We start from the raw sequence: 16184 nt of genomic DNA on the forward strand, positions 1-16184 counted from the left end.
CTTCTGATACTTCAAAACCAGAAGTTAAGCCAGAGCTTAAACCACAAACTAATTCGAATACCGCTCCAACAGCTCCTGTGAAACCTGTTGGGCAAACTTCAAACTCTAAAGCTGATAAACCTACTTCGAAAAAAGAAACTCCAGCTCTGCCAAACACGGGTGAACAAAGTTCTTCACTTTCTCTAGTAGGCCTTCTCCTAGCAAGTCTTGGTTTAGCAGGTCTGACTTACAAAGGACGTCACTAAAAAATTAACATACGATAAACAAGAACTTGAACCATTGTTCAGGTTCTTTTTTGGAATAAGAAAAACTGGAATCGTAAAAAATTTAAAAGCTAGTATTTTTAGTCTTATTTAAGTTATCTGCTTTAAAATATGGTATAATGATTGAGTCGGTCTAAAGAAATTTTCGACCGTTTTTAGAAAAAGGAGTAAACATGAAGAAAAAACTAATGGCAGGAGCCATCACCTTGTTGTCAGTAGCTACTTTGGCTGCTTGTTCCAATAGCTCTCAAGGAGCAGACTTGATCAGTATGAAGGGTGATGTGATTACAGAACATCAATTCTATGATGAAGTTAAAAATAATCCAACTGCTCAACAAGTCTTGCTTAACATGACCATTCAAAAAGTTTTTGAAAAACAATATGGTTCAGAAGTTAGCGATAAAGAAGTAGAGGATGCCGTTGCAGAAGAACAAAAGAAATACGGTGATAGCTATCAAACAGTTCTAGCTCGTTCAGGTATGACTGCTGAAAGTCGTAAGGCTCAAATCCGAACAAGTAAATTGGTTGAGTTTGCAGTGAAGAAGGCTGCAGAAGCTGAATTAACAGATGAAAACTATAAAAAAGCATTTGAAGAGTATACTCCAGAAGTAACGGCTCAAATTATTAAACTTGACAGTGAAGATAAGGCTAAGGAAGTTCTTGCCAAAGCAAAAGAGTCAGGTGCTGACTTTGCACAACTTGCAAAAGACAACTCAACAGACGAAAAAACAAAAGAAAATGGTGGTGAAATCACCTTTGATTCTGCATCAACAGAATTGCCAGACGTGGTTAAAAAAGCTGCTTTTGCGCTTGATGTTAACGGAATTTCAGATGTTATCACTGCTCCAGGAACTCAAGCTTATACAAGTAGTTTCTACATTGTGAAACTAACTAAGAAGTCAGAAAAATCTTCAAATCTAGAAGATTATAAAGAAAAACTCAAAACAATTATTTTGACTCAAAAACAAAATGATGCAACCTTTGTTCAAGGTGTTATCGGTAAAGAATTGACTGATGCCAACATCAAAGTCAAAGACCAAACTTTCCAAAATATCTTTACTCAGTACATCAAGGGTGAAGCAACTACTGACAGTAGCAGTAGTTCATCAAACTAAGATAGTAATGAACTGCCTTCCTTTATCAGGGAGGTAGTTTTTGATTATGTAAAAATACAACATTAAAGTATTTTACATTCTAGTCCCAAGTCAGTCTTAAGTAAAATTCGAATGTTTTCACTGTAAGAGTTTTTTTCTAGCCTAAAAAATGGTATAATAGCATGTAAAACTAGAAATAATAAGGGAAAATAAAAATATTTTTCCGAAAGATAGGTGACATATGAAAATAAGTAAAAGGCACCTGCTGAATTATTCAATTTTGATTCCTTATCTACTTTTGTCCGTTTTAGGTTTGATAGTAGTTTATTCGACAACTAGTGCGTCCCTCATCCAAGAAGGAAAGAGTGCATTATATCTAGTGCGAAATCAGGGGATTTTCTGGATAGCCAGTTTATTCTTAATAGCCTTAATCTATAAATTAAAATTAGGATTTCTCCGTAATGAGCGCTTGATCTTTATCGTCATGTTTGTCGAGTTGATACTTCTAGCTCTGGCACGGTTAATCGGTACTCCCATCAATGGAGCCTATGGCTGGATCAAGGTTGGCCCGGTCACGATTCAACCAGCAGAGTATCTAAAGATTATTATCATTTGGTACTTGGCTCAGCGTTTTTCAAAACAACAAGATGAGATTGCGGTTTATGATTTCCAAGTTTTAACCCTTAATCAGTGGTTGCCAAGAGCCTTTAATGATTGGCGATTTGTCCTCTTGGTCATGATTGGTAGTTTGGCAATTTTCCCTGACCTTGGAAATGCAACCATCTTGATTTTAGTATCCTTACTCATGTATACCATTAGTGGGATTGCCTATCGCTGGTTCTCAACTATACTGGGACTGCTGGCTGGAACATCCATTTTTTCCTTGACTGCCATTCGGTTTATCGGTGTTGAAAAATTCTCAAAAATTCCTGTCTTTGGTTATGTTGCCAAGCGTTTCAGTGCTTTTTTCAACCCCTTTAATGACCTTGCGGGATCTGGGCATCAGTTGGCCAATTCTTATTATGCAATGGTTAACGGTGGCTGGTTTGGTCTTGGATTAGGAAATTCCATTGAAAAACGAGGTTATCTACCAGAAGCTCATACAGACTTTGTCTTTTCGATTGTGATAGAGGAGTTTGGATTTGTAGGAGCTAGTCTTATTTTGGCTCTTCTATTCTTCTTAATTCTTCGTATTATTTTGGTTGGTATTCGAGCGAGAGATCCTTTCAACTCAATGGTGGCAATCGGTATTGGTGGAATGATTCTGATACAGGTATTTGTTAACATTGGCGGTATATCAGGCTTGATCCCTTCAACAGGAGTAACCTTCCCCTTCCTATCGCAAGGCGGAAACAGTCTTTTGGTCCTATCAGTAGCCATCGCCTTTGTGTTGAATATTGATGCCAGCGAAAAACGTGCCAAACTCTATCGCGAATTAGAAGCGCAACTCTAAGACATAATATGACAAGGAGAAAAAAATGTCTCTTCAAAAGTTAGAAAATTTTAGTAACAAAGCTGTCGTACAAGAAGAAGTGCAAATCTTGACAGAAATGCTCGAAGATATTACAAGAAACATGCTTGCACCAGAGACCTTTGATAAAATCATGCAGTTAAAAGAACTTTCGACTGTAGCAGACTATCAAGGACTTGATAAAGTAGTAACTAGTCTATCAAACGACGAAATGGTCTACATTTCAAGATATTTCTCTATCTTACCACTCTTAATTAACATTTCCGAAGACGTAGACTTAGCTTACGAGATTAACCACCTAAATAATGTTGATCAAGATTATCTGGGTAAATTGTCAACAACTATCAAAATGGTGGCTGAAAAAGAAAACGCTGCTGAGATCCTTGAACACCTGAACGTGGTGCCTGTTTTGACAGCCCATCCTACTCAGGTACAACGTAAGAGTATGTTGGACTTGACCAATCATATCCATACCCTTTTACGTAAATATCGTGACGTGAGAATGGGCCTCATCAACAAGGAAAAATGGCATAATGATCTTCGTCGCTATATTGAGATTATCATGCAGACAGATATGATTCGTGAGAAGAAACTAAAAGTAACCAACGAAATTACTAACGTGATGGAATACTACAATAGTTCCTTCCTTCAGGCTGTTCCTAATCTGATGCTTGAGTACAAGCGTCTAGCAAAAGAACAAGGAATTGATCTTAAACAAGCCAAACCAATTACTATGGGAATGTGGATCGGTGGAGACCGTGATGGAAATCCATTTGTAACAGCTGAGACACTTATGCGTTCTGCTACCATTCAAAGTGAAGTAGTTTTGAACTATTACATCAGTAAAATCTCTAATCTCTACCTCAACTTTTCTCTCTCAACCAATCTTTCTAAAACAAGTAAAGCAGTAGAAGAGATGGCTGAACGTTCAGGTGACAATTCAGTCTTTCGTGAAAAGGAACCTTATCGCCGTGCTTTCCATTTGATTCAATCTAAACTAATCCAGACCTTGCTCAACTTAAAACAATGGTCTCTAGTTGGTTCTACGGTAGAAGAGCATCGTCCTGTTGCAGGTTTTATTTGGGGGAATAGCCATCAGCAAGGAGCGGTTACAGATTACATTGGTAATCGCCTTTCAGGAGCAATTCAAGAGCTGGCTGAAGATCGTCCACCATTTTACGAAACAGTTGAAGAGTTCAAAAAAGATCTATATACTATTAAGGATTCATTGCTTGAAAATAAGGCAGAGGCCTTGCTTACTGGTGAGTTCGCTGAGCTTTTAGAAGCTGTAGAAGTCTTTGGTTTCTTCTTGGCTTCCATCGACATGCGTCAAGACTCAAGTGTTCACGAGGCCTGTGTCGCTGAATTGTTAGCATCTGCTGGAATCAATGACCACTATAGTGATCTATCAGAAGATGAAAAATGCGAATTGCTCTTACATGAGTTATTAGAAGATCCTCGAATCTTGTCTGCAACCCATGCTGAGAAGTCTGAACTACTCGAAAAAGAGTTAGCTATTTTCCAAACTGCCCGTGAATTAAAAGACCGTTTGGGTGAAGATGTCATTCGTCAAACGATTATTTCTCATGCAACCAGCGTGTCTGATATGTTAGAATTGGCAATTATGCTCAAAGAAGTCGGTCTTGTGGATGCTGAAAAAGCTCGTGTTCAGATTGTACCACTCTTTGAAACTATCGAAGACTTGGATCATTCTGAAGAAACTATGAGAAAGTATTTCTCTCTACCTCTTGCTAAGAAATGGGTTGCTTCAAAAAACAATTACCAAGAAATCATGCTTGGCTACTCTGATAGTAACAAGGATGGTGGTTATCTATCCTCTTGTTGGACACTATACAAAGCTCAACAACAATTGACAGCCATTGGTGATGAGTTTGGTGTTAAGGTAACCTTCTTCCACGGTCGTGGTGGTGGCCCTACTTATGACGCTATTGCCTCACAGCCACTTAAGTCTATCAAAGATCGTATCCGTTTGACCGAGCAAGGGGAAGTGATTGGAAATAAATACGGAAACAAGGATGCAGCCTACTATAACCTTGAAATGTTAGTTTCAGCAGCAATCAACCGTATGATTACTCAAAAGAAGAGTGACACTAATACTTCAAATCGCTATGAGGCAATCATGGACCAAGTAGTCAGTCGTAGCTATGATATTTACCGTGAACTAGTATTCGGAAATGAACATTTCTATGATTATTTCTTTGAGTCTAGTCCAATCAAGGCGATTTCAAGTTTCAACATTGGTTCTCGACCGGCCGCTCGTAAAACCATCACTGAAATCGGTGGTCTACGCGCTATTCCTTGGGTATTCTCATGGTCACAAAGTCGTGTTATGTTCCCAGGCTGGTATGGTGTTGGTTCAAGTTTCAAGGAATTTATCGACCAAGATCCTAAAAATATTGAAATCCTTCGTGACATGTATAAAAACTGGCCTTTCTTCCAGTCGCTTTTATCTAACGTAGACATGGTCTTGTCTAAGTCAAATATGAATATTGCTTTTGAGTACGCACAACTTTGTGAAAGTGAAGAAGTGCAAGCGATCTACTATACTATCTTGGATGAATGGCAGTTGACCAAGGATGTCATTTTGGCTATCGAAGGGCAAGACGACCTCTTGGCTGAAAACCCATATTTGAAAGCCAGTCTAAAATATCGCATGCCTTACTTCAACATTCTCAACTACATCCAGCTTGAGTTAATCAAGCGCCAACGTCGTGGAGAGCTATCTACGCATGAAGAAAGATTGATTCATACGACCATTAACGGAATTGCTACTGGATTGCGTAATTCGGGCTAATTTCCATCGTCTTTTTCGAAAAATCCGTAGGAATTTTACTTTTTTAAAAAAATAATTCATATAATCTCTTGACAAGCATTTTAAAAATGTTATAATTTAACCATTCAGAAAGTAATCATTGAAATTTTTTAGAGAGTCTGTGGTTGGTGAAAACAGATAGATGAAAGTGATGAAAATTGGGCTGAATGTTATAAAGAATTTGAAATCATAAGAATTCGGTGCGCACACCTTACAGTGCAACTCGTGAAGCGAGATTGAGAGATAGGGATATTCCCTATAATTGAGGTGGCACCGCGTATCGACGTCCTCACACAAGTTTTTTGTGTGAGGACTTTTTCTATGGGGAGGATAAATAATGGAATTCAAACGATGGCGACGCTTGGTTAAGCGATTTAAAAGGTAAAATTAGAAGTAAGCATTGAAAAATAAGGAGAAATAAAATGAATAAACGATTAATGGGAATTATCGCAGCATTAGCTGTTTTAGTAGGTGGAAGCCTAATCTACTCTAATCTAACAAAACAAGAAACAAAGACCGAAACAGCTAATAAGACAGCCAAGGTTGGAGTTCTTCAGTTTGTCAGCCATCCATCACTCGACTTGATTTATCAAGGGATTCAAGATGGACTTGCCGAGGAAGGGTATAAAGGTGATCAAGTTAAAATTGATTTTATGAACTCAGAAGGTGACCAAAGTAAGGTTGCCACAATGAGTAAGCAGTTGGTGGCAAATGGAAATGATGTCGTTGTCGGTATTGCAACACCTGCAGCGCAAGGTCTAGCAAGTGCAACAAAAGATCTTCCTGTTATCATGGCAGCAGTAACAGACCCAATTGGTGCTAACCTTGTACAAAACTTGGAAAAACCAGGTGGGAACATCACTGGAGTTTCTGACCACAACCCTGCTCAACAACAGGTTGAATTGATCAAGACATTGACTCCTGATGTCAAGACGGTTGGAGCCCTTTACTCAAGTAGTGAAGATAACTCAAAATCACAAGTCGAAGAGTTCAAAGCTTACGCAGAAAAAGCTGGTTTGAAAGTAGAAACATTTGCAGTTCCATCAACGAACGAAATTGCTTCAACAGTTAACGTGATGACTGGTAAAGTAGATGCAATCTGGGTTCCAATTGACAACACAATCGCATCTGCATTCTCAACTGTAGTATCAAGTAATCAAACAGCTAAAAAACCAATCTACCCAAGTGCGACTGCCATGGTAGAAGCAGGTGGTTTGGCATCAGTCGTTGTGGACCAACACGATCTTGGTGTTGCTACCGGTAAGATGATTGCCAAAGTCTTGAAGGGGGAAAAACCTGCAGATACACCAGTTAATGTCTTCTCAACTGGTAAATCAGTTATCAATAAAAAAGTGGCTCAAGAACTTGAAATCACTATCCCTGAATCAGTTCTCAAAGAAGCTGGTCAAGTGATCGAATAAGAAAACGGGAGGAGTTGGATACATCTCCTCCAATTTTTAAAAGAAGGAAATGAATGTAACATGATAGTATCGATTATTTCACAAGGATTTGTCTGGGCTATCCTTGGTTTAGGAATCTTTATGACCTTTAGAATCCTAAACTTCCCAGATATGACAACTGAGGGCTCCTTCCCACTAGGAGGAGCAGTTGCAGTAACACTGATTACTCAAGGCGTTAATCCTTTTCTTGCTACCTTAGTAGCTGTTGGAGCAGGTTGTCTTGCAGGTTTAGCGACTGGTCTACTCTATACTAAAGGAAAGATTCCAACACTCTTGTCTGGAATTCTAGTCATGACTTCTTGTCATTCTATCATGCTCATGATTATGGGAAGGGCTAACCTTGGTCTTCTAGGGACTAAACAAATCCAAGATGTTCTTCCTTTCTCATCTGAGGTTAATCAATTATTTACAGGCTTGATTTTTGTGACTTTGGTTATCCTTCTTATGCTTTTCTTCCTAGATACTAAATTGGGACAGGCCTATATCGCAACAGGAGATAATCCAGATATGGCTCGTAGTTTTGGTATCAATACTGGACGTATGGAGTTGATGGGTCTGGTTTTATCAAACGGTGTGATCGCCCTTGCAGGTGCCCTTATCGCTCAACAAGAAGGATATGCGGATGTCTCTCGTGGTATCGGGGTTATCGTAGTTGGTCTTGCTAGCTTGATTATCGGTGAAGTCCTCTTCAAGAGTCTTACCCTAGCAGAACGCTTGGTTACTATTGTAGTTGGTTCCATCAGCTATCAATTCTTGGTATGGGGAGTCATTGCTCTCGGCTTTAATACTAGCTATCTCCGTTTGTACAGTGCCCTTATCCTAGCAACTTGCTTGATAATTCCAACCCTTAAGGATAAATACTTGAAAGGAGTCAAGTTAAGCAAATGACAGCAATTGTAGAATTAAGAAATGCCACTAAAATTGTTAAAAATGGCTTTGACGAGGAAAAAATTATCCTAAACGATGTTTCTCTTGATATTTATGAACACGACTTCATTACAATCTTGGGTGGAAATGGTGCAGGAAAATCAACACTCTTTAATAGCATTGCAGGAACGCTACCCTTGACTAGTGGTAGCATTCGTATCATGGGCGAAGATGTGACTCATTTCAGCCCTGAAAAGCGTGCCAAGTACCTCTCTCGTGTTTTCCAAGATCCCAAGATGGGAACTGCCCCTCGTATGACCGTTGCAGAAAACCTCTTGATTGCAAAGTTTCGTGGAGAAAAACGTGGTCTTTTTCCAAGAAGACTCTCAGCTTACAAGGAAGAATTTCAAGCAACTATTGAGAAGGTTGGCAATGGTCTAGAGAAGCACTTAGATACACCGATTGAATTTTTGTCAGGTGGACAAAGGCAGGCCTTGAGCCTCTTGATGGCAACCTTGAAGCGTCCAGAACTCCTTTTGTTGGATGAACATACAGCTGCTCTTGACCCTAAAACAAGTGTGGCCTTGATGGAATTGACAGATGACTTTGTCAGTAAGGACCATCTTACTGCTCTGATGATTACCCACCATATGGAAGATGCTCTCAAGTATGGAAATCGTCTCATTGTTATGAAGGAAGGACGAATCATCCAAGATTTAAACAAGGATGAGAAAGCCAAGATGAAAATTTCTGATTACTATCAACTATTTGAGTAGATGATTTTAAATAATTGATATAAAAACTTGGAAGTGGAATTTTTGCTTCTAAGTTTTTTGTATTAAAGGGAGATTATCTAAAAATGGTTTGGATTCCACCGTCTAAGATTTTATAGTATAATAATTATAAGGAAAATGTTGCTAAAGATAAAAAACTTATAAAAAAGAGTTTTGCATCTAAATTTTATCTTGTCTTTAAAATAAGGTATCTAAAATGTATTTTTACTTTGTAAATTATATAAGTTCTAGATAAGGAAAAAGTCATGAAAAAAATTTTAAAAATTGTACTCATAACTGTATTAGGTTTTCTAACTTTGTTCGGTCTATATCGTGTCTATCAAAAGAATTATTATAATGGAGTGTATGAATCTTTAAGTAATGTCTTTTTAGAAATGAACTATGCAGAAACCCATAGTGGTGTTTTACCTGGACTCGCTGATTTTAGCAAAGCCGTTGATGGAAGTCAGTCGTTTAGAGATCCAGACTGGATAATTTCCATAGGACTCGATGCAGACTTGTCTGAAAATGAAAGTTTAGAAGTGATTGTAGGTTTTGAAGAAACTTTTATTATTGAATACCAACAACTGTTATCTGATGGGAGATATCTATTTATTAGATATAATTATAAGAATAAAAATCTTAACCAAACTATCGAAATTTCGGATTCTAAAAGTTCACTAGCATACTACTTAGCTGGATATAATATAAGAAATAAGGATAGTGGCGAGATAAATTTGGAGTCGTATTTTAAGAGATCAGGCACTGTGGAAAAACCCAATTTTTACTTAACTAATCCCAACGAAGCACTAGAGTATTTAAAGCCTTATGGGATTGATGAAGCTTGGATTAAAGAAAAATCCCACTTCATGCTTTATGATGTTGTTCTGGCACGTTGGTTCAAAAATGGTAGTCAACGTTACTCAGTTGACAATCTTGGAGATGTAGAGATTGTGCCATTGAATGTTTCCAAATAGATTGTCCTACTTATGTAAAAAGTACTTTCTATCAAGTGTAAAATGTATGACTTGGAAAAAGATGTTTATATCTATATTTTAGGATGATGATCGAAATTTTGTGTTTAAATACGGTAAATAGTTACCTTCCATGTTCTACGGAAAAAATATCGAAGGATATTCCTAATTCAGATTATTGGAGCTAATTATAGATTGGATAAGTAATGTAACTTGATTGAAGGGAGAATATGATTTTGTGTTTAAGGAGTTCTTTTAAGTTTTATGATAGAAGATGATAAAAATGTAGTAGTAGGAGTTATAAGAATTTTTCAAATCTTTATATAAAAATCTGATTTGCGCGATTATATTGATTAACAAGAAAGAGGTTGCTAAGTGAATAAAAAAATGTTTTATACCTTATCTATAGGAGCATTTGTAATCATACTACTACCGCTCGCTTTCATTTTTTTAAAGCCACGATATAGTAATGTTTTTGAAGAAATTTATCATGACGAGTACCATCATGCCACAACTTCTTTTTTACGTACGAATTCTACTTTAAATAGAATACCTGATATGGAAGTAAATAAAACAGGAGGTCTACTTTACGGTTCAACTATAGAAAAGTATCGTTCAGAAGTCTTACCTACAGGAGTTGAGAGTATTTCGTACAGTTTTTATTATCCAGATGGTAAACTAGATAGCGGGAGAATGTCTATAGACTTTCTATTCATGCATAGTAGTGGAGTGATTATAGATATATATTATAAGTATAATCACGAATCTGATAAATTGGTTCAGTCTCTAAACATTATTCATGAAAAAAGGTTGACAGACCTCAATCAAATTATGGAGTATGTAAAGGAGAAAAAAATTAATCTTTCACCATACTTTACTACAAGTGAGGAATTGTTACGAAATAAGATTATTCCAGACTGGCTTTCCGTCTATCCTAGTCAATTTTCAGTTGAAAATTGGGGTAATGTAAAGATGATTAGGGAAAACGCAATAGATTAAAGGAAAATCCTAAAACTGTTTACGGATGAGGTGAATCATATGAAGAAACAAAAAGAAGGCGTGATAAATAACATTATTTATGTAAATACAAGTTGCCAAGATTCAAAGTGTAGAGTTTATCCAACAATAACAAATTTATTTGGTATTTTAAGAGAAATTATCCAAACAGAAGAAACTACAGAAAGCATTCTGATTACACCTTTCTATATCAACGAAAAATTAGATTTTCAGGAAGAATTAGATATTGGAGTTTTCTATCTCGAGTGTGCAGACACAGTAACTGTAGAAGATAAAAAGAACTTTTTAAGAAAACAAATGTATTGGTTACATCCAGATTCTGATTATAAAATCCTTGAGAATTACATATCAATGGAAGATGTAGAACATACTAATTTTTTAGTAGAAAAGAAAGATGTTACTGGTTTTCAAGATAGCATTAATAGATATATGGATTATCTGATGATTCGAGGTATTCCTCAAATGATGGAATGGCTTTACGATATGACCACCCTAGATGTGGCATCCCTCCCATATGGGTATTTTTGTTTTGAGATCGTATCAAGTTGAGTTTCTTTGAAATATCTAAATGAGGTATAAATTGAAAAAATCAGATTTTGTTATTTTAACCATCTTACTGTTTACTGTATCCATCCTAACTCTTGTGATCTGTAATATAAAATGGGGAATCATTACTTTAGGTCCAAATGAAGAGACAAAGGTGCGAGTGAACGGACACTCCGAGAGTTTGGACTCCATAATCCATGTAGAGGTAATTCCAGTTACTACAGATGGGAAGATAAAGCTTTCTCGAGGTGATGATTGGTTCGAACCTGAAAAAGGAATTGGATATAATATTAAGGATTCTCAGATTGAGACCTATCATTACAATGAAAAAACACAAAGCTGGGATGTAACGATATTAGAGAATCCTCATAATGGCATTGGTGTCGATCGCGAAGGTATTATTATGGATCCACCTCAAAAGACACTTTTTTCGTTTGCTTCAAAGAAAGGATTTGAGATCAAAATAAAGAATTTATCTAACCAAACTGTTAAGGTTAAAGTAAAAGTGACATATGATTAAGGTTTGTTATTTAGAAAGCAATAGATTCAAATACTAGATTGATTAAAAATAAACCAGTCAAATCCTGCTAACTTTCAAATTGAAGTACCAAAATCAAATAGAAGTCATAAATATGAATAGGAGAAAGAAATGATATTACGAGATATATTTGATGCAGCTCAAGAAGGAACGTTTGAAGAGTTTCATTCGCTCTACAAGGGCGATGTGAATCAAATTACACATGAGAAGTTGAATTTGTTAAACATGGTTTTAACTAGCAATACTTTGCTAGATGAAAAACTAAAGATTATTCAGTTTCTTATTGATGAAAAAATTGATGTTAATTGTTTAGACTCAGATAATAGAAATGCCTTACATAATTTGTTTCAATTTAAAGCGAATTGGAGAGTAGATGTTGAGTATGCAACTAAAGTCTTGTCAATGTTGTTAAAAGCAGGGATAAATGTTAACCAAGTTGATAAATATGGGTCAATTCCATTGATTACTGCGATTACAGTCTTGAAATTAACAACTAAGGAAGCATTACCTTTATATGAGATGTTGATTGCTAGTGGTTGTGATATTCACCGTAAAGATTTTCAAGGGAAGTCAGCTATAGATTATGCGAGAGAATTTAGTTGGAGACAAGATTTATTATCTGAAAATGGAGGGTTACTTGCTGATGAATAATAGTGATTTTGGTGGATTTATGGTTTCAAATAATGTATTGAATGGCTATCCGATTCAGTACACTTATAGAGAGAAATCTTCAATTTCTCAGTTAAATGGCTGGACAATATTATCTTCTATTGATGATGAAGAATATATTTCTGATCCTGATAATTTTACAATTCTAGGTGCGACAAGTATACTGCAAATTGCTCCAGTTCTACTGGAAATTTTTCCTGCAAAATATGGAACAGATTTGTTTTGGCTATACGAGGATAATGTACATATAGGGTTTTATGATTTAAAGTTAGAAAGAGAAGTTACCATTACAGAGATTTTGCAATAATCTTTTCTGAATGACTATGGTAAATTTAAAAAAACAAATGAATGATTAAGCCAAGTAGCTTTAAAAAAACTAGAAATTCAGATAAAGCACTGTTTTTCTGAAAATACAAATAGTAAGGAGATAAAAACATGGCATACATACAAGAAGATTTTCAAGAATGGACTTTCCTCATTTGCTTTTACTAGGGAGTTTGCTGGGGAATAAGGCCTTCATTTAGACTATAGCATCTAGTCTTTGGATGATTTGGAGTCTTAGATATTGGCTCACAAGGGAGGAGATTAAAGTGACGATAGAAACAGAGTTGAAAAAAATTGGTAAAAGTTTATCTTTAATAAATGACAGTCAAACCTCTAACAAGATATCTTCTACTAATTTAGAAAATATAAATGATATTTTAAATGATTATTTACCCCTTCATTTGAAATGGATAGAGAAGGGAAATTCTTGGATTGTTAAGTCATTAAGTGAGAATCGTCAATTAGATAGACAAGCCTTTTCTCAGTTACTTGTAGGAGTTAGAAATCTGTATCTTGATTTAGAGGAACTTCAAGATTTACTGATTGAAGTATCAAATGAAATAGATGAAAATTAGAGGTTTAAAACGTAGAATGGAATAATGGAGGTATATATGACATCAGAGCTAGAAACTAAAAATGAAGAATGGGTAGAAGTCTTTAAAGGTTTGATTCCTGTAGATAAGTATAAGTTAAAAGTCTTGTTGACAAACTTGTCAGATGGTCAAGAAATTCGGTTGATTGGAGAGCAGAACCGTTTTAAATTATCATGTATTTATTATGATGAAGCACGAGTCTTTAGCAGGAAATTGTATTTATCTGCAATTCTAGATAAAGAGATGTTTAAAAAATTTGAAAAAAATAATTTCCAAAATGTCATTTATGAAGTCAAAAATAGTCAATTAGTGAATAAACTCGGATATACAGCCTATGGTAGTGCAGGAACTTTGAGTTCACGACATTATATAATCATAACTCAAGATGGTGTAGTGGAGATTCTTGTTTCTGCAAATTTGAAATTAGATATCAGCCAATACTAGAAAGTTTGCTAATCAAACATGTACACCGCTGTAGTATAATTATCAGAAAATAGAACTTGGAGAAATGATATGGAAAAATGGACGAAAATTAAACCGGGCTTTATTCCTTTTGGTGACTATGGTATCGAGATAAATATAGATGGGGATACTCTAATTGCCTACTTGGAAGATTCAGAAAAATTTAAATTTACCTTTACAAAAGTTTGGGCTTTCCGTTCAGTCTACGAAAGTTTAGAATTAATAGATAGTTACTGGGAGCAAGGATTAGCAAAGAACAGACCACTTTATCTTACCAACTATATCTATGAAGTCGAGAATGCAGAATTTGGGGACTTGGTAGCTTCTGCAAATATAGCTAATAAAAAGCTCCATCACTACAAATTAATGTCGACGCATTTTTTAGTGGACGTTGTATCCGAAAACGATGTAAAAGTGGAGAAAGTGACTAGCTAGTTTTATGAAATAGTCTCATGTAAAGTGTATGAAATGGTTTACTTTTTTTCAGAAATAAGCTATACTAGTTAGAGTAAACTGTGATAAAATGGAGGTATTGTCTATGGTTGACAAGAGACTCATCGAAGAGATCAAAAACAATACCAATATTGTCGAAATCATAGGAGAAGTGATTTCCTTACAAAAATCTGGACGGAACTTTTTAGGGCTCTGTCCTTTTCATGGTGAAAAGACCCCTTCCTTTAACGTGGTCGAAGATAAGCAATTTTACCACTGTTTTGGATGTGGTCGTTCTGGAGATGTTTTTAAGTTTATCGAGGAGTATCAGCAGGTAACCTTTGCAGATGCGGTGAGGATATTAGCTGAGAGACTTGGGATTCAGATAGCAGCGCCTGTTCAAGGTTCTGTACAGCCTAGGTCACCCCATCAAAATCTCTACGATATGCATGATAAGGCTGCACGGTTTTATCATGCCATCCTCATGACAACTAAGATGGGTGAGGAAGCGAGGAACTACCTCTATAAACGTGGCTTAACAGATGATGTTCTCAAGCATTTTATGATTGGTTTGGCTCCAGCAGAACGCTCTTATCTCTATCAACGTTTATCAGATGATTATAGTGATAAGGACTTGCTGGATTCAGGTTTGTTTTATCTATCTGAGAGTAACCATTTCTTTGATACCTTTCATAATCGTATTATGTTTCCTCTTTCAAATGATCAAGGAAAGGTGATTGCCTTTTCTGGTCGAGTATGGCAGGAGGCCGATTCTCAAACTGGAAAGTATAAAAATAGTCGAGCGACGGCAATTTTTAACAAAAGTTACGAATTATATCATTTGGAGAGGGTAAAAAAAGGCTCAGGCAAGGCTCCTGAAATCTACCTGATGGAAGGGTTTATGGATGTCATTGCTGCTTATCGCGCTGGTATTGAAAATGCAGTTGCTTCTATGGGAACCGCTCTGACGAGTGAACATGTGGAGCATCTGAAACGCTTTACTAAAAAGGTTATCGTCACTTATGACGGAGATAAGGCTGGGCAAGCTGCCACAGCGAAAGCCTTGGATGAGCTTAAAGATTTACCTGTTCAAGTCGTCCAGATTCCTGACGCAATGGATCCGGATGAATATCTGCAGAAAAACTCTCCTCAAGACTTGGCTTATCTCTTAACCAATACACGCATTAGTCCTGTTGAGTTTTACATTCATCATTTCAGACCGGAAAATAGTGAAAATCTACAAGCTCAGATTGAATTTATAGAGAAAATTGCTCCCTTAATCGCAAAGGAACCCTCTATCACAGCTCAGAATTCCTACATTCACATTTTGACGGATCACTTGCCATCTTTTGACTATCAGCAAGTCGAACATATTGTCAATGAAAGTCGTGTCAGACAGAGAAAGGAGAAGGTCAAGGAGACCTATAGTCCGAGTCCTGTCACTATGTCTGTTACCAAGCAGCTGACAGCAGTGATGAGAGCGGAAGCCCATATCCTCTACCGAATGATGGAACATCCCTTGGTGCTTAATGACTATCGTTTAAGAGAGGATTTTATCTTTGAAACTCCAGAGTTTCAGACCTTGTATGGACTCTTGATTGATAATGGAAGTATCTCATCTGAGGATTTGGCTCATCAGACTAGAGAAGTGGAGAGTGCGTGGTATCAAGTTCTAGCCTTAGATTTGCCACCTGAGATGTCCCCTCAAGAGTTAGCCGAAGTGGAAGAGTCTAGAAAAAGAGCTCTTTTGAATCAGGAAAATCTGCAAATTAAAAAGAAAGTTCAGGAAGCTAGCCATGTCGGTGATACAGACACCGCTTTAGAAGAGCTAGAACGCTTAATTGCCCAAAAAAGAAGAATGGAGTAAG

General features: G+C 36.5%; 18 protein-coding genes and 1 other annotated feature. All 18 genes read left to right on the top strand.

Annotated elements, in window-relative coordinates; translation table 11 throughout:
- On the top strand, positions 1–245 hold a 245-nt coding region (locus HMPREF2987_RS04120), incomplete at its 5' end, for an LPXTG cell wall anchor domain-containing protein (protein ID WP_180364498.1).
- A 191-nt stretch (positions 246–436) separates the two neighbouring features.
- Entirely contained in the window at positions 437–1378 is a 942-nt protein-coding gene (gene prsA / locus HMPREF2987_RS04125; protein WP_075229455.1) for a peptidylprolyl isomerase PrsA, read from the top strand.
- Positions 1379–1598: 220 nt separating this feature from the next.
- Entirely contained in the window at positions 1599–2810 is a 1212-nt protein-coding gene (gene ftsW, locus HMPREF2987_RS04130) for a cell division peptidoglycan polymerase FtsW (RefSeq protein ID WP_075229456.1), read from the top strand.
- Positions 2811–2835: 25 nt separating this feature from the next.
- Complete coding sequence (gene ppc / locus HMPREF2987_RS04135) at positions 2836–5643, top strand: phosphoenolpyruvate carboxylase (protein ID WP_075229457.1); 2808 nt, start codon at positions 2836–2838, stop codon at positions 5641–5643.
- Positions 5644–5739: 96 nt separating this feature from the next.
- Positions 5740–5955: a binding site (T-box leader), on the top strand.
- Between the two features lie 128 nt (positions 5956–6083).
- Complete coding sequence (gene trpX / locus HMPREF2987_RS04140) at positions 6084–7082, top strand: tryptophan ABC transporter substrate-binding protein (protein WP_075229458.1); 999 nt, start codon at positions 6084–6086, stop codon at positions 7080–7082.
- Between the two features lie 60 nt (positions 7083–7142).
- A complete protein-coding gene (locus HMPREF2987_RS04145; protein ID WP_075229459.1) occupies positions 7143–8009 on the top strand; it encodes an ABC transporter permease in 867 nt (288 codons plus the stop codon).
- Positions 8006–8764 (top strand): ABC transporter ATP-binding protein, encoded by a 759-nt coding sequence (locus tag HMPREF2987_RS04150; protein ID WP_075229460.1) that lies wholly within the window; start codon positions 8006–8008, stop codon positions 8762–8764. The genes HMPREF2987_RS04145 and HMPREF2987_RS04150 overlap by 4 nt, the downstream gene beginning before the upstream one ends.
- A 263-nt stretch (positions 8765–9027) precedes the next feature.
- Entirely contained in the window at positions 9028–9738 is a 711-nt protein-coding gene (locus HMPREF2987_RS04155) for a TipC family immunity protein (protein WP_075229461.1), read from the top strand.
- Between the two features lie 372 nt (positions 9739–10110).
- On the top strand, positions 10111–10734 hold the full coding sequence (locus HMPREF2987_RS04160; RefSeq protein ID WP_075229462.1) for a TipC family immunity protein: 624 nt from the start codon (positions 10111–10113) through the stop codon (positions 10732–10734).
- A 39-nt stretch (positions 10735–10773) separates the two neighbouring features.
- Entirely contained in the window at positions 10774–11301 is a 528-nt protein-coding gene (locus HMPREF2987_RS04165; protein WP_075229463.1) for a hypothetical protein, read from the top strand.
- 31 nt (positions 11302–11332) lie between these two features.
- Entirely contained in the window at positions 11333–11818 is a 486-nt protein-coding gene (locus HMPREF2987_RS04170; RefSeq protein ID WP_075229464.1) for a hypothetical protein, read from the top strand.
- A gap of 48 nt (positions 11819–11866) precedes the next feature.
- Positions 11867–11938 carry a GH-E family nuclease gene (locus HMPREF2987_RS11410; RefSeq protein WP_142995355.1) on the top strand — a complete coding sequence of 24 codons (72 nt, stop codon included), beginning with the start codon at positions 11867–11869 and terminating at the stop codon, positions 11936–11938.
- A gap of 9 nt (positions 11939–11947) precedes the next feature.
- Positions 11948–12487: an ankyrin repeat domain-containing protein gene (locus HMPREF2987_RS04175; protein WP_075229465.1), complete on the top strand. Its 540-nt coding sequence runs from the start codon at positions 11948–11950 to the stop codon at positions 12485–12487.
- Positions 12480–12812, top strand: a complete 333-nt coding sequence (locus tag HMPREF2987_RS04180) for an immunity protein Imm33 domain-containing protein (RefSeq protein ID WP_218969677.1) — start codon at positions 12480–12482, stop codon at positions 12810–12812. Before HMPREF2987_RS04175 ends, HMPREF2987_RS04180 begins: the two co-directional genes overlap by 8 nt.
- A 283-nt stretch (positions 12813–13095) precedes the next feature.
- On the top strand, positions 13096–13404 hold the full coding sequence (locus HMPREF2987_RS04185; protein WP_075229467.1) for a hypothetical protein: 309 nt from the start codon (positions 13096–13098) through the stop codon (positions 13402–13404).
- A gap of 36 nt (positions 13405–13440) precedes the next feature.
- Complete coding sequence (locus tag HMPREF2987_RS04190; protein WP_075229468.1) at positions 13441–13866, top strand: hypothetical protein; 426 nt, start codon at positions 13441–13443, stop codon at positions 13864–13866.
- 69 nt (positions 13867–13935) lie between these two features.
- Complete coding sequence (locus tag HMPREF2987_RS04195) at positions 13936–14319, top strand: hypothetical protein (protein WP_075229469.1); 384 nt, start codon at positions 13936–13938, stop codon at positions 14317–14319.
- 103 nt (positions 14320–14422) lie between these two features.
- On the top strand, positions 14423–16183 hold the full coding sequence (dnaG, locus tag HMPREF2987_RS04200) for a DNA primase (protein WP_075229470.1): 1761 nt from the start codon (positions 14423–14425) through the stop codon (positions 16181–16183).
- The last annotated feature ends 1 nt before the right edge of the window (position 16184 follow it).

Origin of the sequence: Streptococcus sp. HMSC067H01 (assembly GCF_001814775.1) — a bacterium.
Classification (GTDB): domain Bacteria; phylum Bacillota; class Bacilli; order Lactobacillales; family Streptococcaceae; genus Streptococcus.